This is a genomic window from Microbulbifer maximicatervae (SeqCode), from assembly GCF_056231245.1.
This window is the reverse complement of the sequence record NZ_CP174334.1, coordinates 222,851-243,140: the sequence shown is the minus strand read 5'-3', so window position 1 is coordinate 243,140 and position 20,290 is coordinate 222,851. Positions and strand designations below refer to the sequence as shown.

At 51.4% G+C, this 20,290-nt stretch carries 15 protein-coding genes; 9 read left to right on the top strand and 6 right to left on the bottom strand.

Annotation, left to right across the window (positions count from 1 at the left end):
• Positions 1-13: 13 nt before the first annotated feature.
• Both waaA and ACJJIS_RS01120 read right to left on the bottom strand, forming a co-directional pair.
• Positions 14-1,339, bottom strand: a complete 1,326-nt coding sequence (waaA, locus tag ACJJIS_RS01125) for a lipid IV(A) 3-deoxy-D-manno-octulosonic acid transferase (RefSeq protein WP_475709267.1) — start codon at positions 1,337-1,339, stop codon at positions 14-16.
• Positions 1,340-1,442: 103 nt separating this feature from the next.
• The gene (locus tag ACJJIS_RS01120) at positions 1,443-2,363 is read right to left on the bottom strand and encodes a glycosyltransferase family 2 protein (protein ID WP_475709266.1); all 921 of its coding nucleotides are present in this window, start codon (positions 2,361-2,363) and stop codon (positions 1,443-1,445) included.
• A 237-nt stretch (positions 2,364-2,600) separates the two neighbouring features.
• Between ACJJIS_RS01120 and ACJJIS_RS01115 the strand changes: the two genes are divergently transcribed.
• Both ACJJIS_RS01115 and ACJJIS_RS01110 read left to right on the top strand, forming a co-directional pair.
• Positions 2,601-3,731 carry a glycosyltransferase family 4 protein gene (locus ACJJIS_RS01115; protein WP_475709265.1) on the top strand — a complete coding sequence of 377 codons (1,131 nt, stop codon included), beginning with the start codon at positions 2,601-2,603 and terminating at the stop codon, positions 3,729-3,731.
• On the top strand, positions 3,724-4,389 hold the full coding sequence (locus ACJJIS_RS01110) for a YrbL family protein (protein ID WP_444940582.1): 666 nt from the start codon (positions 3,724-3,726) through the stop codon (positions 4,387-4,389). Before ACJJIS_RS01115 ends, ACJJIS_RS01110 begins: the two co-directional genes overlap by 8 nt.
• On the opposite strand, the gene ACJJIS_RS01105 is transcribed toward ACJJIS_RS01110, so the two are convergent.
• A complete protein-coding gene (locus ACJJIS_RS01105; protein WP_444940581.1) occupies positions 4,386-5,273 on the bottom strand; it encodes an ELM1/GtrOC1 family putative glycosyltransferase in 888 nt (295 codons plus the stop codon). The two genes, ACJJIS_RS01110 and ACJJIS_RS01105, sit on opposite strands and share 4 nt — an antisense overlap.
• 353 nt (positions 5,274-5,626) lie before the next feature.
• Between ACJJIS_RS01105 and ACJJIS_RS01100 the strand changes: the two genes are divergently transcribed.
• Positions 5,627-6,904: an O-antigen ligase family protein gene (locus ACJJIS_RS01100; protein ID WP_444940580.1), complete on the top strand. Its 1,278-nt coding sequence runs from the start codon at positions 5,627-5,629 to the stop codon at positions 6,902-6,904.
• A 24-nt stretch (positions 6,905-6,928) separates the two neighbouring features.
• Entirely contained in the window at positions 6,929-8,272 is a 1,344-nt protein-coding gene (locus ACJJIS_RS01095) for a UDP-glucose dehydrogenase family protein (protein WP_475709264.1), read from the top strand.
• A 52-nt stretch (positions 8,273-8,324) separates the two neighbouring features.
• Here ACJJIS_RS01095 and ACJJIS_RS01090 read toward each other — a convergent pair whose 3' ends face one another.
• The 3 genes from ACJJIS_RS01090 to tfpB all read right to left on the bottom strand — a co-directional run bounded on the left by ACJJIS_RS01090 (position 8,325) and on the right by tfpB (position 14,126).
• On the bottom strand, positions 8,325-9,278 hold the full coding sequence (locus ACJJIS_RS01090; protein WP_444895899.1) for a branched-chain amino acid transaminase: 954 nt from the start codon (positions 9,276-9,278) through the stop codon (positions 8,325-8,327).
• A gap of 59 nt (positions 9,279-9,337) precedes the next feature.
• The gene (glnE, locus tag ACJJIS_RS01085; protein WP_475709263.1) at positions 9,338-12,181 is read right to left on the bottom strand and encodes a bifunctional [glutamate--ammonia ligase]-adenylyl-L-tyrosine phosphorylase/[glutamate--ammonia-ligase] adenylyltransferase; all 2,844 of its coding nucleotides are present in this window, start codon (positions 12,179-12,181) and stop codon (positions 9,338-9,340) included.
• A 169-nt stretch (positions 12,182-12,350) separates the two neighbouring features.
• Complete coding sequence (tfpB, locus tag ACJJIS_RS01080) at positions 12,351-14,126, bottom strand: type IV pilus assembly ATPase TfpB (protein ID WP_475709262.1); 1,776 nt, start codon at positions 14,124-14,126, stop codon at positions 12,351-12,353.
• Positions 14,127-14,272: 146 nt separating this feature from the next.
• Here tfpB and ACJJIS_RS01075 point away from each other — a divergent pair, with 146 nt between their 5' ends.
• The 5 genes from ACJJIS_RS01075 (at position 14,273) to argE (ending at position 20,252) form a co-directional block, all read left to right on the top strand.
• Positions 14,273-14,950, top strand: coding sequence for a TIGR00153 family protein (locus ACJJIS_RS01075; RefSeq protein WP_282930994.1), 678 nt, complete (start codon positions 14,273-14,275; stop codon positions 14,948-14,950).
• 10 nt (positions 14,951-14,960) lie between these two features.
• A complete protein-coding gene (locus tag ACJJIS_RS01070; protein WP_282930993.1) occupies positions 14,961-16,235 on the top strand; it encodes an inorganic phosphate transporter in 1,275 nt (424 codons plus the stop codon).
• Between the two features lie 153 nt (positions 16,236-16,388).
• The gene (locus tag ACJJIS_RS01065; RefSeq protein ID WP_475709261.1) at positions 16,389-18,080 is read left to right on the top strand and encodes a thiamine pyrophosphate-binding protein; all 1,692 of its coding nucleotides are present in this window, start codon (positions 16,389-16,391) and stop codon (positions 18,078-18,080) included.
• A 107-nt stretch (positions 18,081-18,187) separates the two neighbouring features.
• Positions 18,188-19,111 carry a carboxylate/amino acid/amine transporter gene (locus ACJJIS_RS01060; protein WP_475709260.1) on the top strand — a complete coding sequence of 308 codons (924 nt, stop codon included), beginning with the start codon at positions 18,188-18,190 and terminating at the stop codon, positions 19,109-19,111.
• Positions 19,089-20,252 (top strand): acetylornithine deacetylase, encoded by a 1,164-nt coding sequence (argE, locus tag ACJJIS_RS01055; protein ID WP_475709259.1) that lies wholly within the window; start codon positions 19,089-19,091, stop codon positions 20,250-20,252. Before ACJJIS_RS01060 ends, argE begins: the two co-directional genes overlap by 23 nt.
• Positions 20,253-20,290: the final 38 nt, after the last annotated feature.

Below are 20,290 nucleotides of genomic sequence, written 5' to 3'. Positions count from 1 at the left end.
TGCGTATACGCATCTACCAGAGAGCAGGATTTTTATTCTCTCTCTGGTCTTCATTCTGTGTAGCCAGCCGCTCCACCTCGCCCAGTAAGCGCTGCAAAGCACCACTATTTTCTGAAGCTACTTTTTTCCCTCTCTGACCGGCGGCTTTTCTTTGCCCCACATCTTCCAGCCAAGCCTGAACTTGTGAAGCCATCGATTCACTGTCTTCGACTACAACCATGGCTCCAGCCTCCTGCAACAAACTGGATACAGTGGCGAAGTTATGCAGGTGGGGACCGGAAATAACTGGCACACCCCAGGCAGCGGGTTCAATCATGTTGTGGCCACCAACAGAAACCAAGCTACCTCCCACAAAAGCAATATCACTGGCTCCATAGAAACGCAGTAACTCCCCCATGGTGTCTCCCAGAATAACCTCATCACTAGCTTTAATGGCTGTGCCTTCACTCCTTCGAACCAGGGCAAAGCCACGCTCCCGACACAGGCGGGCAACACCATCAAAACGCTGTGGATGCCTGGGCACCAACACGAGTAAAAGATCTTTAATCTCTCTCTTCAAAATAGAGAAGGCATCCAAGATCACCTCATCCTCACCCACATGGGTACTAGCCGCCAGCCATATAGGCCTGGAAGACTCCCCCCGCCACTGGTGCGCCAGCGCCTGGGCTTCACTGGCCAGTCCCATATCAATACTGAGGTCAAACTTGATATTGCCGTTGGCTACTGCTCTCTCCGCTGGTAATCCCAGATCGATAAACCGCTGCATATCCGCAGGGTATTGCGCAACAACACGATCCAGGTTGCTCAACATCGTTCGACTCAAAGAGGGAAAACGCCCGTAACCTCGTGCAGATTTTTCACTGAGCCGTGCATTGGCCAATAAAATTGGGATCTTCCTGCTCGAGCAGAGCTTGAGTAGGTTGGGCCAAAGCTCAGTCTCTATAATCACCAATGCACTCGGGCTAAGCGCATTGAGAAATGGCACCAGGCATTCAGGGAGGTCATAGGGAAGGTAGTAGTGAAGTAAGCGGCCACCAAGAATTGGCTGCAAGGCTTCTTTTACGCGCTCGGATCCGGTTGGAGTTGTAGTCGTTACCAACCACTGCCAGTCTGTATGTCGCGCAGCCAATTTAGAGATCACTGGTACGGCGGCTAGGGTCTCTCCTACAGATACAGAATGGACCCAGATTAACGGTGCCCGGCTGTGCCTTTTTGGAACCTGACCCAGACGCTCTCTTAAACGCAACCGATAGGCCGGCTGGCTACGCCCTCTCCACCAGAGACGTAGAAGGACAACAGGTAAAAACAGGCGGAAGAGCCAGGAATAAAATATTTGCATGAAGCAGGGATCACCTAAAGATCAATATTGCCACCAAAGAAAGTGCAATGATGACGGTTATCTCTTCCAGGTAAAACACCCCCGTAAGGAAGGCCTCAGGCCATTAGTGATCGACCACCCGGTAAAACTCAGAGCGCACCCCAAAAACACCACAAGCCATGCCGGCTGAACGGCAAGCGCGGAGCCAAGGCCCAGAACCCAAGCGCTTTCCACCGAAAATCAATCCTAAAATACAGCCTATGCTGGAGATCAAAAGTTGCCCCAGAGCCGATACAAAGATGCTGGTATGACCGCGACCTTTGGCAAGTTTATGCTTTGCCAGAGTGATACCAGCGGAGAATTTTCTACGCGACAACCAACGCATATTGGCGCGACTCTCCGGTACAGCCTCGTAAACCCTCGCCTCCAGGCAGTAAACAATCTTTCCTCCCTTGGCCTTAAACTCTGTGAAAAAAATCACATCTGTACCGGCACCTAGAGGGTCCTGCTCATTAAACCTCAGGCCTAGCGAGCGGATACTGCTCATCGGTATTAATACATTGCTGGTCGCACAGTAGTTGAGCTGTTCTCCAGTCTTTCGTTTCTGCCGATAAAAAATACGTGAATAATAGGCAGGTACAGAATCCGGCCAACGCCGAACAACACTGCCACAAACCACGCTACTGCCCCCCAGCTTCTGCGCGTAATCATATAGCTGGATTAACCAATCGGGCTCGACCCACTCATCATCATCGATGAAAACCAGATAGTCAGCCCCCATGTTATCCAGTTCATTGATACAGCGATTGCGTGCACAAGGGATTCCCCGCCGCTCTTCTACGGCACAGTTGAGGGAGAAGGGAAAGCTTCCCGACAACTCCTCCACAACTTCTCTACCAGCCTGAGTGTCCGAATCATTATCGACAACCAATGCAGCCACATTTAAACCTGAAGGTAGCTGCAGGTTGGCCAAGCTTTGCAGAGAACTGCGAAGCCGCTCTGGTCGCTGATAAGTACAAATACAGATCACTAACAAGGGGTGCAATGTAAACTCCAGATTACGGCCAAGGACAAATCAGATATAAGCTTTTGAGCTGGGTTAAAAAAGAATCAGCCTATACCCTTAAGAATGACCTGTCTATAATACCACTTTTGCCAAATGCTTTATCAGGGCATCTATGCTTCATTTTATATGCTTGTGCCCGACCTTCCCTGCTAAAACGCAACCCATTAGTCAAATTGATTTAAAGAACAAATTTTATAAGTCTTGGTATATCTCCCCATGAAAATTATGCAACTTTTACCCGCCCTGAACTCGGGGGGGGTTGAGAGGGGGACCGTTGACCTTGCCCGCTACCTGGTAGCAGGCGGTCATCAGTCAATCGTCGTTTCCAGTGGGGGGAGCATGGTCGGGCAACTGAAGGCTGAAGGCTCAGTCCATATCGAACTTCCTATCCACAAAAAGTCTCTCTTCAGCCTGTTACAGGTCAGACCACTTCGAGAGGTTATAGCTCGTGAGAGGCCCGATATCATCCATGTGCGTTCCAGGGTTCCAGCTTGGCTAGCCTATCTTGCCTGGCGAAATCTTGACCCCGCTGAGCGCCCCCGCCTTGTCAGCACGGCCCATGGCCTTTACTCGATAAATCGATACAGTGCGATTATGGCGAAAACCGAACAGGTAATCGCAATATCAGAGTGTGTGAATAGCTACTTACTGGAGAACTATGCAAACGATCTAAAGCGTCCTCCACAGATCGTTTATCGGGGTGTAGATACGGATGAGTTCAATCCCGATGTCCAGCCAACGGAGTCCTGGTACCAAAAAGTACACCAGGATTTCCCCCAGCTTGCCGGCAAACGCTGGCTCCTCTTACCCGGAAGACTGACCCGCTGGAAGGGACAAGAAGACTTTATCAATCTAATCCATCAGCTAGTCCAAAACCGTTCTGATATCCACGGCATCATTCTCGGCGGAGCAGAGAAGAATAAACAGCACTACGCCGATGAATTGGAACAAAAAATTCACTCCATGAAGCTTCAGAACCACCTTACCCTGGTTGGTCACCGTAGTGATATACGCCACTGGTATAGTGCGTCCAGTTTGGTGTATAACCTATCACGTCGACCCGAGCCATTTGGCAGAACCGTTATAGAGTCCGCTGCGATTGGCACACCTATTATCGGTTATAACATTGGGGGCCCGGCAGAGTCACTTAATGCCTGTTTCCCTCAAGGGCTAGTTGATATCAATGATTCAAAAGCTTTATTCGCGCGTACTCAAGAGCTGCTCGACAGCCCTGAACAGAGGCCTCACCTATCTACCGATTTCACTTTGGGAAGACAGGCCGAACACACCATTGAAATCTACAAAAGCTTACTCACAGAGCGTACCGGAGCGAACCCGAGTGATTAATTTGAGCCAAAGCGAGCCGTTTGCCAGTGGAGGCAATCGCTTTTGCTACCGACACCCGGAGCGGCCTGAAATCTGTGTCAAGGTGATGCGACCAGGGCGAACGGCTGAACTACTGGGACGGGCGCCCTGGTATAAAACTTGGCGTGGAGAGTCATATTTCGACGACAATCTTCGCGAGCTGGAAGGCTACAGCCAACGGGCGCTTGCCGATAATCGAGATGAGCTTTGGCAGCATTTACCAAGGTGGTATGGGATACAGGAGACCAACCTGGGGCCCGCAGCAGTTACCGACATGATTCTTGATCGAGATGGCAACCCAGCATCCACTCTGCGCCAATACCTGAATAAATATGGCCTTAATGCCGAGGTGCGCGCATCTTTGCAGCGTTTTTCCGAGTGGCTGCTTGAATATGAAGTACTCACCAAAAACCTGATCGCCCACAATCTGGTCTTGCGAAAGGAAAATGGTGAACTGCAGACCTATCTAATTGATGGGTTGGGCTGCGCCTCTTTTCTACCCTTGCCTAAAGTTTCCAGCTACTTCGCGAAACGCTATATCCACCGTCGTATCGAGCGTATGTGGCTTAGAGTCGAGTGGGAGATTTCCAATAAAGAAACCCCCTGGCGAAAGTTTGAAGCCGAAGGGCTCAAACGCTAACGACTTGGCAACCCAGATCGGCGTAATAATGCTCGGGCACACAACAGAAACTGGTTAAGGGGATCACGCCTGCCCCCTCCTTTCACTTCAAACTGCTCGCTGACCAAACCCTGATCCAAAAGCCTCAAAACTGCTGAACGCACCTTGTTTGACTTACTGCGACTCGGAACCCGAATCACACCGACCTGGGCCTGACTTTGCAGCGATTCGAACAACATAGAGATACTATCCTCTGTTACCCAAATTCTCTCTGCTTGGGACAGTTGCTCCTGAAGCCAACCCGGCGGACACGAGAGCCAATCAACCAACTCTGCGCCCCCTTTCCCCAGCCCCTCCATTGTGCCTTTCGGAGTTCTCCGACTATCCGAAATACACCAGTCCAAGGGTTGCACCAATAACTTCTCAACCTGCTCCCTGATTGAAGCTGAGTTCCAACTGTAATGCTTGCTGGGTCCACCCAATAAAATAAGCCCCTTTCCAGATTGCGGCACACTTTCTTGGAGTGGTTCGGTCAAGGCGCCCTGGCTTACGATGACATTGGGTAGGGGCGGGGGACGGTCGTGCTCCGGAACGATGGCGAAGTCAAACCAGCGATACGGCCATAAGGGGCGATTGATTGCCACTGCGCGACCACCAAACCTGTGACGGGCGGACAACATGGGAAGGCGACTGCGGCGGCCTGTGCCAATCAGAAAATCAGGGGTAGGGAGGCTTTCCAGCCACTCGCCTGGCTTAAGGGCAATTCGACTGGCGCTGTACTCTGGCGGTATGTCAAAAGCCTGTACCTCCCCGACAAAACTCCTGCGCAACCCCTCAATCAGAGCAGCGCTCTGCTTTTCATGAGCCCGGTTGCCATCCAGAAAACGCCAAACAGTAAGTTGCAATATTGAACCCTAAACTACTAAAACACCGAGGATATCGCGCAGTGTACCTAGCGCATGCCAGTGGGGCTACAGTAACAAGGCTATGGGAGCCCCAAAACATCCAGTATACTGCCAACCATACCCCCCCAGGGAGCACCAACGGGTGTCCCTGGTAAATCTATACCTCAGGAGACCCCCTTAAAGCGCTCAGCCAAATAGACATCCGCTATTAGTTTGTGTAAAGCCCCACAATTATCACCAAAAAGCAAAATTTGAGCGCTCATGGACAACAGACTTTTATATAGTACCCACTCAAACAGCCTGATTCCGCACACCTAAATACAATCTTTTCTGAACGGCCGACAGTTGCACCTATGCCTGAACTTGGAAGTACTCTAAACAATCTTTCCCAGCCCATTTATCGCCAGCAAAGCTCGTTGTGGATTTCAGGCCTGCTTAAGTGGGCCTTTCTAGGGTTATTTATACTGGTATGTGGCTACTATGTTTCCCCCAAGGTATCGGGAGTACAAACCAGCTTCTATCTAACTTTAGTGCCCACAGCCCTTCTACTGCTGGCGTGGCGAAAGAGCTATCACTTCCTGATTTCCTGGCAGTTCCTAACCTTTTGCAGCCTGCCTATCATTCTAGCGCTTTCAACACTGTGGGCCTCTCCGGATGCCGCAGATGTTTATAGGCAATCTGATTACTACTGGAAATTGGTATTATACCTAGCTCTATTTTACTGCGCTGTTTTCTTCCTATTGGAGCAATACGGCGACAACATCCTCCATAAGCTATTACTCTCGCTTATTGTGATTGGACTGCTATCCGGTATTGCCTCGCTAATTGCTTATTCCCTTGATGGCGGGCTACAGGATCTCCGCCGGATTGGCGGTATATCCCTAGAGGGCAATATTGATAAAACAGGAATGCTGTTCGGCTTCCACGCTCTTTTTTGCTGCTACGGCCTCTACCAAAAACCCCGTATTTGGCGCTGGCTATCAGGAGCGGGCCTACTCACTTCCTGTATCTACATAGTTTTGTCACAAACCAAAGTCCCAATTGTTATGGCGGGCTTTTCAATTTTCTTGGTTGTATTCGGCAACCTTTCGCGCCTGCTGAAAATTTTGGTTGTTGTGGCTATCGTCTGTGTTTTGCCATTGACCTATTTTGCCTTGTATGGTGACTTGCCCCTCCTACACCGGGGTAGCGCTTACTCTATACGTCTGACACTCTGGCAAAAAGCCTTTGAGGAGTTCCTGCAAGCCCCACTATTTGGCCAGGGGTTAGTGCATAAGAAATTTATTGCACTAAACAGGATGGTGCCCCATCCACACAATTTTCTTCTGGATATCGCGCGTTTTAGCGGGCTATTAGGGCTGGCAGCCTGTATCTGGCAGGGGCTTGCAACTCTGTGGACCGTGAGATCCAAAGAAAGACTTTTGAGTTGGATTCCTGGTTTGTATTTCACTTGGTTCCTGTTCGGTGTACTGGCAATGCTGACATACGCCCAGCAACCTTTGGCTAAGCCCAATTATATTTGGTTCTTTTACTGGATCCCCCTGGCTATCCTGCTGGCGCGAAGCAGCATTGAAGACCGGGGTTTGAGCCAATGTAAAACTATCCAAGAAAGTAACCCTCAAAAACAGTAACCGCTGAGAGATAGAGTCACACTGATGAATGTAACCGTATTTGGCACCGGCTATGTGGGCCTGGTGCAAGCAGCAGTCTTAGCTGAAGCTGGGAATAAAGTAGTTTGTATCGATATAGACGCGGACAAGATCAACCGCCTCAAGCAGGGAATTATCCCTATTTATGAGCCCGGCCTGGAGCCTATGGTGAAAAACAGTATCACCACAGGCAATCTATCTTTTTCAACCGATGCCGCCTTTGGTGTAGAACACGGTGAGCTAATTTTTATCGCTGTGGGCACTCCTCCAGATGAGGACGGCTCAGCAGATCTTCGCCATGTGTTAACTGTTGCAAGAACCATCGCCAAATACATGGAGTGCAAGAAATATATTATCAATAAGTCCACAGTACCTGTGGGGACTGCCGATAAGGTGCGGGCTGCCGTTGAGGAAGAACTCACCAAGCGGGACCGGTCTGATCTGCCATTCGATATTATTTCGAATCCTGAATTCCTCAAGGAGGGGTCGGCGCTCAATGACTGTATGCGCCCGGATCGAATTATTATCGGCACCTCCGAAGAGGAATCAGAGCAGAAGCTTCGCCACCTGTACGCACCATTTAACCGAAATCACGAAAAAATCCTGGTGATGGACGTAAAAAGTGCGGAGCTGACCAAGTATGCCGCCAACTGCATGCTGGCAACCAAGATCAGCTTTATGAATGAAATGGCAAATATTGCCGATAAAGTGGGCGCTGATATTGAAGCAGTTCGGGCCGGAATCGGCTCAGACCCACGAGTTGGCTACCAGTTTATCTACGCAGGTATCGGCTACGGTGGCTCCTGTTTCCCGAAAGATGTGAAAGCCCTGATTTCCTCGGCTCAACAGCTGGGCATTGCTGCAGATATTCTCGCCGCCGTGGAATCCCGCAACGAGCGCCAGAAACACTATCTCGTTGAAAAAATACAACGTCATTTTAACGGAGATATTCAGGGCAAAACTTTTGCGCTCTGGGGCTTGTCATTCAAACCCAATACAGATGATATGCGCGAAGCCCCAAGCCGTGTGCTGTTAGCTCGATTGTGGGAGCAGGGTGCGAAGGTGCGGGCATTTGACCCTGAGGCCATGGAGGAGTGTCAGCGAATTTTTGGCGATCGCGAAGACCTGACCCTTTGCGACTCCAAGACAGAGGCTTTACAGGGTGCCGACGCCCTGATTGTCGCGACCGAATGGCAACAGTTCAAATCTCTTGATATCGATGAAGTGAGCAGCGCTCTCAGTGCCCCGGTTGTGTTTGACGGACGCAACCAGTACGAACCAGAGGAAATGCGCGAGGCAGGCTTTGATTATTACTGCGTAGGGCGCCCGGACACCACCAGCTCTTACTAAGTAAACCTTACTTAAAATAAAAACCCGGCATCTGCCGGGTTTTTATTTTCCGTCATGCTATTCGCATTTTTACTTCCGCCTGGCCCGCCACATCACTGAGCCAGCCCCGATGCGCGGCACTACGCCCATGTACCACATCAAAATAAAGGTTTTGCAAACGCCCTGTGATAGGGCCGCGACGACCACTGCCGATAGAACGCCCATCCAATTCACTAATGGGCAATACTTCCGCCGCTGTGCCAGTAAAAAACGCTTCGTCAGCGATATAGACTTCATCCCGAGTGATACGCTTCTCTAGCACCCTATAGCCGCACTCCCGTGCCAGCTCAATAACTGTATCGCGGGTAATTCCATCCAGGCATGAAGTCAACTCCGGGGTATATATAGTCCCATCGCGAACAATGAAGACATTTTCTCCACTACCCTCAGCAACATAACCCTCGGGGTCCAGTAATAACGCCTCCTCGCACCCATTGCGCACCGCCTCCTGTAACGCCAACATCGAGTTTATATAGTTACCATTGGCTTTCGCCTTACACATGCTGATATTCACATGGTGTCGGGTGTATGAGGAGGTATTCACCTTAATCCCCTGCTCCAGCGCCTCGGGGCTCATATAGCTGGGCCACTCCCAGGAAGCGACAATCACATGGGTTGAAAGATTTTCCGCGCGCAACCCCATTCCCTCTGACCCGTAAAATACCATTGGCCTTAGATACGCTTGGCGCAGGTTATTTTCGCGCACCACAAGCCGCTGAGCTTCATTCAGCTCATCAGTGCTATAGGGCATTGGGATATTCATTATTTTTGCAGAGCGAAACAACCGACGGGTGTGCTCTTGCAAACGAAAGATACTGGTGCCGTTACCGGTTTCATAAGCCCGTACGCCTTCAAACACCCCCATTCCATAGTGCAGGGTATGAGTGAGGACATGCACCCGGGCATCGCGCCAGGGAACCAATTCACCATCAAACCAGATAACGCCGTCGCGGTCGGCAAAAGACATGGGTAACTCCTACAAATCCTGAAAAACAGTTTAATCGGGCAGCAGGTAGAAACCCGGTGTTAACCGAGTAATTGCTGCCAGTTTGTTTGAACGGTCTTTCTTTCCGCTGTGAATTGGTCATCGCTCACAATCCCTGGCAGTTGTTGTAGTGCCAGGCGATGACCTTCAGATCGGTAGGCTTTGTAGGCGTCGATCAGATGTCCGGCTTGTTGGGCCGGCATCAGGCCTGCGTCAATTAGACTTTCGAGAATGCGAATATTATCGGTATACCGCACGATCGAGGGCGAAGTTTTTGCCCAGGCCAGAGCAGCATATTGAACCATAAATTCAATATCGACAATACCGCCCTCACCGTGCTTTAGATCAAACTTTTTATCGTTGCTCTTATCGAGGTGCGCACGCATTTTATTGCGCATTTCCACCACCTCATCACGCAATTTATCGCTCTTTCGCGACTGGCAAAGCAATTTCGTACGCAACTGTTGAAACGACTCACTCAGGCGGAGGCTACCGGCGACAGATCGAGCTCTCACCAGCGCCTGATGCTCCCAGGTCCAGGCACTCTCCCTCTGGTATTTTTCAAAGGCAGCCAATGAAGTCACCAAGAGTCCTGAATTACCCGAGGGGCGCAGTCTTGTGTCTACCTCATAAAGAGGCCCGCTGAGTGTACGGGTTTGCAATATGTGGATAAGTCGCTGTGCTAGTCGGGTAAAAAAACTCAGGTTATCAATACTGGTTTTACCGTCGGTAACCTGCATCGCATCCGCATCGTGCACAAAAACAATATCCAAGTCAGAACCGTGGCCAAGCTCCAATCCCCCCAGCTTTCCATAGGCGATAATGGCAAAGTGCATATCCTCTGCCGAGGCCCCCGCAGGCATGCCGTATTTATCCACCATCTGTGCCCAGGCGAGTTGCAATGACTGCTGTAATATCGCCTCTGCCAACCAGGTAAGAGAATCACTGACTTTCATCAAAGGCAGGGCACCATTCACCTCCTGTGCCGCAATGCGCAGGCTTTGACTCTGTTTAAAATATCGAAGCGCCTCCATTTGCAATTCCAGATCTTCAGGATCAATCCGCAACAACTCGAGACGCAGCTCATTAGCAATATCTGCCGCAGTAGAGGGTGCCAGTAACCTGCGGGAATCCAGCAACTCATCCAGCAGAATTGGGTGGCGCGCAAGTTGCTCAGCAATCCATGGACTGGCACTACAGAGGCGCACCAGCTGGTTGAGCACGGGGGGATTTTCATTAATCAGGACGAGATAGGCACTGCGACGCAGTACTGAGCGCACTAAAGGTAAAACACGGGTTAGCACTAACAAGGGATCAGCCTGTAACCCTGCTGCGGCCAGTAGCGTAGGCATAAATTGGTCCAGGCGCGCACGGGAAGAAGCAGGTAGTGCCGCAACCATTGTTGACTGGCACAGCTCCTTTAAGTGCTCGAGTGCCTGCGGTGGAGGAAGAAACCCTGCACTTTCCAAAATCTGCAAATTCTCTTCATTCGCAGTTTCATCGGCGCAACTTGCCCAGAGTCCCTGCCACTCTTCAGCCACACTGGGGGCGGCCATCTCCTCTGGTGGAGCGATTACAGTATCGAACTCCCGCTCAACTAAGGAACGAACATCGATCAGCTCAATCTCCAATTGCACCCAATTGTCGCGGCCCAGGGCAAATGCCAATTTTTCCCTTTCACCCTCCTCAGCTGGGAGCGCCTGTGTCTGCTGATCCCGGTAAGCTTGAAGTGCGTGTTCAACTCTCCGCAATAGCAAATAACAACTGGTCAGTTCACTGGCCACTCCCGGTTCAACATGGCCATCACTTTCCAAGAGGGGCAGTAGCTTGAGCAAGCTGCGCTCGCGCAGCGCGGGTTCGCGCCCTCCGCGAATTAACTGGAATGCCTGGGCAATAAATTCCAACTCGCGTATGCCGCCCCGCCCAAGTTTGATATTGTCCGTTAAACCGCGAGCGCGCACTTGCCGCTGTATCAGGGCTTTCATTTCACGCAAAGCATCAATAGCACTGAAATCGATATAGCGGCGATAAGTAAATGGGCGCAACAGCTCCATCAACTCTTCAGCAAACTCCTCCCTGCCGGCAACAGGGCGAGCTTTGACCATGGCGTAGCGCTCCCACTCACGCCCTTGAGTCTGGTAATAGTCCTCCAGAGCGGCGAAATGGCTTACCAAGGGGCCACTGTCACCGTAGGGGCGCAAACGCATATCTACACGGAAGACAAAACCATCCGCATTGATTCCATCCAATGATTTAATCAAGCGCTGGCCAAGCTTTTGGAAAAACTGCTGATTCTCTATGCTCTTTCCACCATCGGTATAACCGGGCTCTGGGTAAGCAAAAATCAGATCGATATCCGATGAAAGATTGAGTTCCCGGGCTCCCAATTTGCCCATTCCCAACACCACCATCGACTGACTATCGCCAGCTATACTACGAGGCTCGCCATAGCGCTCAACTAATTTCTCATGGTGCCATTGCATCGCCGTACGAATGGATAGCTCAGCCAATTCACTGAGCCGCAGACATGCCTGGGGAATATCCCACTGGCCGGCAAAATCGCGAAATATGACTTCAGCCGTTACCCGGTTACGCAATAAACGCAATTGAAGATCCAGTTCCTCATCACTTCCTATGATCGGCAGGGAGAGCCCAAGATCTTGTTTAAGTAACAAATCCCGGAAAAACTCTGGGCGGCGACAGCACTGTTGATAAAAAAATTCTGAACCGATAAAACTCCGGGCCACTCCTTGAGCAAGCCGTGAATCTGACAGCAAACTTTCCACCTCAACAACAAGCGCGGCCTCCGTCAGTTCACACCAGTCATGCCAAAGCGACTGAAGTTGAGCGCGGATGGGTTTTGGGCACGGAATGTTGTCAAACATGAGGGTCAATCCTTGGTGCGAATATCAGCGGGCAATTCTGCCTAGCTATCGGCATTCCGATAGCTAGCGGTGGTATCGGATAATGATGAGTGGCCGAGCAAGCCCTCCTATAAGGTCACTTCACTGGCCTCTACATCTTCAAACAGTTATCTCAGAGAGGCCACCCAAGCTAGAAAGCGATATCCGGCGGTGGGGCCACCCTCAATACCTCTGCCACAGTGGTCAAACCCGCCGCTACTTTTTTCGCACCGGAAAGCCTCAGACTATTCATACCTTCGCGCATCGCCTGGCGCCGCAGTTGCTGTAGATCACAATCGGAGGTGACAATAGCTTGTACCGACTCGCTAAATGGCAGGATTTCATAAATTCCCTGACGCCCACGATAGCCCGTATTACGACATTCCAGGCAACCTTCCGGCCGGTAGACTTTCTCCGGCAACGGCGCTCTCCAGGGTTTCACCAGAGACTGCCAATCGGCCTCTTCAATTTTGTCCTCCTGCTTGCAACTGGGACATAGTGTCCGTACCAAGCGCTGGGCCATCACCCCGAGAATGGTGGACTTCAATAAATAATGCGGCAAGCCCAGATCCAATAAGCGGGTAACCGCTGTTGGAGCGTCATTAGTATGCAGGGTTGAGATAACCAGGTGGCCTGTCAGTGCCGCTTGAACCGCCATCTGAGCGGTTTCCAGGTCACGAATTTCACCAACCATGATGATATCGGGGTCCTGACGCATCAGGGTTCTGATACCTGCAGCAAAATCAAAGCCAATCGAGTGGTGAACCTGGGTTTGGTTAAAGCTCTCTTCCACCATTTCGATAGGATCTTCAACCGTGGAAACATTCACTGCACTGGTGGCCAACTGCTTAAGACCAGTATACAAAGTGGTGGTTTTACCCGAACCGGTAGGGCCGGTGACCAGTACGATACCATTGGGTCGTGACAGCATCGCCTGCCAGCGAGCCAAGTCATCACCAGCCAGTCCCAGATCGGAATAAGATCGCGCGAGAACCTCTGGATCGAAGATCCGCATTACCAGCTTCTCGCCAAAGGCTGTGGGAAGAGTGGAGAGGCGCAACTCCACTTCGCTGCCGTCGGGCCTTTTTGTCTTGATGCGGCCATCCTGGGGTTTGCGCTTCTCCGCCACATTCATGCGCCCTAGAATTTTCAGGCGACTGGTAACCGCAGCATTCACTTGATCTGGTAACTCATGGATTGGATGCAGTACACCATCAATACGAAAGCGAATACGTCCCACTTCCCGGCGCGGTTCAATATGGATATCACTGGCACGCTGATCAAAGGCGTGCTGCAACAACCAATCGACGATATTGACGATGTGTTGATCGTTAGCTTCAGGGTCCTTTAAGGCGCCCAACTCCAGCAACTGTTCAAAATTATTTGCCGCTGAGGTTCCCTGAAGGCCGCTTGCACCAGAGATTGAATTGGAAAGGGAGTAAAACTCGACGCAGTGTCGTTTGATATCGGCCGGATCAGCCACCACACGGCGTACTCTGCGGCCAGTGGTATGTTCCAGCTGCTCCTCCCAACCATGGTTAAACGGTTGAGCTGTCGCCACCAGAAGTTCTTCGGTACTCGCCTCAACACAGAGAATTTGGTGTCGCTTGGCAAATTGGAAGCTCATCACCTCGGTGACAGCGCTCACATTAACCTTCAGAGGATCAATATGATACAAGGGGTGGGAGGAGCTCTCCGCTAACCAGGCGCTAAGGATTTCACTATTGAGCAGACTACCCGGTTGCTTGCGGTTGGCCAGGTCACAACTGGCGATATAGCTGAGCGGGTGCATCTGGGCCTGCTCTGCTGTCCGCGGGGTCCCGACAATACGGTTGGCATCCTCTCGGCTAACAAAGCCCTGCCCCACCAAATCTTCCAGTAATCCGCGCAGTTCCAGTATGCGGTCTGCAACTCTACTCTCTGCCATTGGCAACCCCTTTATTCTCATATGGCGACGTTGCATTGTAGCCCTATCATCAAGCTGTGAAAGTGCGCTGTTAACGCACTGTTACGAAGTTGCCCCGATTGGGGTACCATGCCGCCGTTTTCGCATTCTGAGCAATGGAGCTAACCATGGCCCTGTCGAATATTGCCAACTTATTTGGCCGCTCTCCGATTAAGCCAATCGAGAAGCATATGGCTACGGCCCACGAGGCATCGGCTGACCTGATCCCCTTCTTTGAAGCACTGATTAAAGGTGACCTCAAAGAGGCAGAACAGATCCAACTGCGCATCTCCGCTTCGGAGAACCGCGCTGACGATATCAAGAGAGACCTGCGCCTGCATCTGCCAGACAGCCTGTTTATGCCTGTGTCGAGGACCGACTTGCTGGAATTGCTGCATGCCCAGGATGAGGTAGCCAACACTGCCCAGGATATCGCTGGGCTGGCTGTAGGCAGGAAGATGCAGATTCCCGCACCTCTCCAATCCTTGATGGCCACCTTTGTAGAGAGTGCTGTAGCCACCTCTGCACAGGCACTGCGCGCTATCAACGAGCTGGACGAGTTGCTCGAAAGCGGCTTTGCCGGGCGCGAGGTGGATATCGCCAAACGCATGACCGAGGAGCTGGATGAACTGGAGCGCAAGTCAGACAAGCTTGAAGTCGAAATTCGCGCGTCGCTGTTTGCTATTGAGAAAGACTTACCTCCGGTGGACGTTATGTTCCTCTACCGGGTTATTGAATGGATCGGTGAACTCGCCGATCGCGCCCACAGCGTGGGCAACCGATTGCAGTTGTTGTTAGCACGTTAGGGGGTTTGGCGTGGAAATTATTAGTCAATACGGCCATATATTATTGATTTTGGCCTGTGTGGCAGGCTTCTTTATGGCCTGGGGCGTCGGTGCCAACGACGTAGCCAACGCCATGGGTACCTCCGTAGGTTCCCGTGCACTGACTATCAAGCAGGCGATTGTTATCGCCATGATCTTTGAATTTGCCGGCGCCTACTTGGCAGGCGGGGAGGTTACCGCAACCATCCGCAAAGGCATTATCGATTCTGAAGTTTTCGCTGCCCAACCGCAGCTGCTGGTATACGGCATGCTTTCGGCACTGCTGGCGGCCGGCACCTGGCTGCTGGTAGCCAGTATTCTCGGCTGGCCGGTATCCACCACCCACTCTATTGTCGGCGCAATTGTCGGCTTCTCTGCGGTAGGTATATCCCCAGATGCAGTGGCCTGGGGTAAAGTGGGCAGTATCGTGGCTAGCTGGGTGGTCTCCCCGGTTCTCGCGGGCACCCTATCTTTCCTGTTATTCCGCAGTGTCCAGCGCCTGATCCTAGACACGGAAGACCCCTTCAACAATGCCAAGCGCTACATCCCCTTCTACATGTTTGCAGTGGGCTGGATGATTGCCATGGTGACCCTCACCAAGGGCCTCAAGCACGTTCTTAAAGATGCCAATATCCAGCTCAGCTTTATCCAGGATGCCGGTATCGCCGCCCTGGTGGGCCTTGCTGTCGCCGGTATCGGTGTCACCATGCTCAAGCGCGTCCAGCGCGACCCGGCAGCTGAAGCTGAAAACCGTTTCGCCAACGTCGAGCGCGTATTTGCGATCCTGATGGTCTTCACCGCCTGTGCCATGGCCTTCGCTCACGGCTCCAACGATGTCGCCAACGCCGTTGGTCCTCTGGCTGCCGTAGTTAATACCATCCAGAGCGGCGCTATCACCGTTAAATCCACTATGCCTTCCTGGATATTGCTGCTCGGCGGTATCGGTATCGTGGTGGGCCTGGCGACATACGGCTTTAAGGTAATGGCCACTATCGGTAAGAAGATCACCGAGCTGACACCGAGCCGTGGCTTCGCAGCCGAACTGGGTGCAGCCTCCACCGTCGTACTGGCTTCTGGTACCGGCCTGCCAATCTCCACGACTCACACTCTGGTGGGCGCGGTATTGGGTGTTGGCCTGGCGCGGGGTATTGGCGCACTGAACCTGCGTATGATCACCACTATCGCCGCCTCCTGGGTAGTCACCTTGCCGGCGGGTGCTGGTATTGCGATCTTGTTCTTCTACTTCTTTAAGGGCTTGTTCGGCTAGAGCTGTAGAATCATTGATAAATCAAAAAGGGGCCCAGGCCCCTTTTTTTATGTCTCTCACTCACCCCATTCTCAACTAAGCTGTGCCAGTAGCAAAACAGATATCTGGCACTTAAGGATTGCGCCTCAACTTCAATTCACTCGTGTAAATTACATGACTGTTAGCAACTGGACAGTGGGAACCTACCTGGCACAAAGATTAAAAGACGCAGGCATAGAGCACTACTTCGCCTTGCCTGGCGATTACAATCTGGTGTTACTGGATCAATTACTACTCCACCCAGATCTCAAAATGATCAGCTGCTGTAACGAGCTAAATGCAGGCTATGCCGCCGACGGCTATGCCCGCGCAACCGGTGGCCCCTCAGCGGCAGTAGTCACCTTCTCCGTCGGCGGCCTCAGCATGATTAATGCAGTAGCCGGTGCTTTTGCCGAAGACCTCCCTTTAATTGCAATCTCTGGCGGACCAAATACGAACTCTGAGGCTGAGTGGGAGTATTTGCATCACACTTTAGGTAAGGTCGATTACAGCTACCAGAGCGAAATCTATTCGCGGGTAACAGCCGAAACCGTGGTTATCCACCATCCATCCCTCGCTCCTGCAGCGATAGACAGAGCAATTGATACCGCCATGCTGCGGCGTAAACCGGTCTACATCGAAATTGCAGCCAATATTGCTAATGCACCTACATCGGCCCCTATCCCCCGTGGATTTGCACGTAGCGCCACTAGTGACCCGGATTCCCTCTCTGCTGCGGTAGAGCATATTGCCGCATTCCTCAATGCTGCCGAACGGCCAGTGTTGATTGCCGGGGGAAAAGTACGTGCAGCCTCTGCTGAGGAATCCCTGCGGGAACTAGCTGCGAGCAGCAGCTACGGTGTAGCCTGTATGGCCGATGCCAAGGGACTGCTTTCAGAGACTCACGACAATTTTATGGGTATGTACTGGGGACCAGTCAGTACACCGGGGTGCAGTGAAATTGTTGATACCGCCGATGCACTGCTCTTTGCCGGCCCAATATTTACCGATTACACCACTACCGGGCACCAACTATGCTTCGACAAAAGCAAGACCGTTATTGCATTACCAGCATCTGTACAACTGGGAGATACCTGTTACAGCAATGTCCATATGAATGACTTATTGGAAGCCCTGGTCAATAAGCTCAACCCCAATAACGGTGCAGTAAAAGCCTACCGCCGGGTCAGTAGTCCAAAACATATCCCACAACCAGGCAAGCGAGGCGATGCTTTAACGATTCGACAACTGTTTGCCCGAATCCAAAAAGTGCTTGAAAGCGATACCGCCCTGCTAGTGGAAACCGGGGACTCCTGGTTTAACGGTATGGAACTATCGCTACCAGATGGAGCCCGCTTCGAAATACAAATGCAATATGGGAGTATCGGCTGGTCTGTAGGAGCAACTCTCGGTTATAGCTTGGGTATGGGAAAAGGGCGCATGATCGCCTGTATTGGGGATGGGTCTTTCCAACTGACCGCCCAGGAAATCTCCACAATGATCCGCTACAACGTTAATCCAATTATTTTTTTGATAAATAACGGTGGCTACACCATTGAAGTAGAAATTCACGATGGGCCCTACAACAATATTAAAAACTGGGAGTACGCGCAGTTAGTCGAGGTTTTCAGTGCAGGAGAGGGTCGCGCCTGGGGTTGTAAAGTCACCACTGAGGGGGAGCTGGATAAAGCAATAAAAGATGCCCTAAAGCACGATGGACTTTGCCTGATAGAAGTAATTATCGATCGCAATGATTGCAACGTAAATTTGCTTAGATGGGGAAACCAGGTAGCTAGGAACAATAGCCGCCCAAGCCGCAGTGTTTAATTATTCCCTCACCTTGCTTGAAAAACCAAGCTAACTCTAAAAATAGATTTGGAACTCCAAATCCATATCTATTTATTACAAGCAACAGTAGTATTCGGAGTCATAACTTGGGCCTGCCCCACCAATTTACTGCTGCCTGCGAATTTATCCAGATGCCATTACTGTTGTTTGTCACTCTTCTGTGGGCCTTTTCCTTCAGTTTGATAGGCGTCTACCTGGCCGGACAGGTGGATAGTTATTTTTCAGCAATGACACGGGTTCTCCTTGCCACAGCGGTATTTCTACCCATGCTGAAATGGAAGGCTTGCCCTCTCCGCACCGCGATCCGTTTAATTGTGATCGGCGCTGTACAACTGGGGCTGATGTATTTGTTTTACTACCAGTCATTCTTACTGCTCAGTGTCCCCGAGGTACTGCTATTTACTATTTTCACCCCTCTTTATATCACCGCCCTTGAGGACTTCCTTAATAGGCACTTTTCTGTCTGGAACCTCACTATCGCAGCCGTAGCTGTATTGGGAGCCGCCACTATTCGCTGGGACTCCCCCAGTAGCGACTTCTGGATTGGATTTGCAGTCGTCCAGGGTGCCAACCTATGTTTTGCTGTGGGACAGGTAACCTACAAGCGTCTGATGTCCGTCGAGCAAGGCCTCCCCCCGAGGCAAACCTTCGCTTGGTTTTTTATCGGCGCCAGCTTGATCACTGTTATTGCCTGGCTCCTGCTTGGGAAACCGCAGTACCCACAGGGCTCACAGCAATGGGGTGTTCTACTCTGGTTGGGATTGGTGGCATCAGGTCTGGGATACTTTTTGTGGAACAAGGGTGCTACGCAGGTCTCTACTGGTACCCTGGCCGCAATGAATAATGCACTGATTCCCGTTGGCTTGTTGGTAAATCTGTTAATCTGGAATCGGGATGCCGATCTAACCCGTCTCGCCCTTGGGGGAGGACTGATCGGAGCCGCTGTTATCTTGAATGAATGGCGCAACAAGAGTAGGGAAAGTCACCATGGCGAGTATCGCAGTACCTGACCTGAAGACCCAATTACATCAACTGATTGCCTGCCCCAGTGTCAGTGCAACCGATCCTTCCCTGGATATGGGTAACCGCCCGGTGGTTGAACTACTGGGTGAATGGTTGGAAGGACTTGGTTTCAATGTAGAGATAATGCCTTTAAAGGGCTCTCCCAACAAAGCCAATATGATTGCTACTCTCGGCGGTAAAAGTGGTGATAAAGGCGGGCTCGTTCTATCCGGACATACTGATACAGTCCCCTTTGATGCGGGGCGCTGGCAATCGGACCCCTTTAAGGTTTTAGAGCGCGACAACCGCTTATACGGTCTCGGCACCAGTGATATGAAGGGTTTTTTCCCTCTGGTTATTGAGGCTGTGCAGACTTTTCTCGACAAGCCTCTACAAAAACCACTGATTGTTTTGGCAACAGCCGATGAAGAAACAAGTATGAGTGGTGCCCGCGCCCTGGTGCAGGCTGGCAAACCCCAAGCGCGCTATGCGGTAATTGGTGAGCCCACCGGGCTTCGCCCGATACGTATGCACAAAGGCGTTATGATGGAAGCTGTGCGTATTACCGGGCAATCCGGCCACTCATCAGATCCCAGATTGGGGGCCAACGCGCTCGAGGCCATGCATAAAGTTATCGGTGAGCTATTAACACTGCGAAAAAAGTGGCAGCAAAAATACAACAACCCCGGATTCGCCGTTCCAGTACCCACGATGAACTTAGGCTGTATCCATGGGGGTGACAATCCCAATCGGATCTGCGGCCACACAGAACTCCAGTTTGATATTCGCCCGTTGCCAGGAATGCAGCTTACGGACCTGCGGGAAGAACTAAACAAACGTATCCTTACCATTCCACAAGACAATAAAATTCAGGTGGAAGTGGCCTCTTTATTCCCTGGCACTGCGCCCTTTGAACAGGATGCCCATTCAGAGTTAGTAAAAGTTGCAGAACAACTTTGTGGCCATCCCGCTGAAAGTGTTGCCTTTGGTACTGAAGCACCCTACTTGAAGAGTTTGAATATTGACACTATCGTGCTCGGCCCCGGCGATATTGACCAAGCTCATCAGCCGGATGAATTTCTCGCCCTGGATCGTATCAACCCTATGGTCAACATTCTGCGCGACTTGATTGGCCGCTTTTGCCTTTAATCTGCCTGCGACAGCCTCCGGGGCTTTAACACCACAAG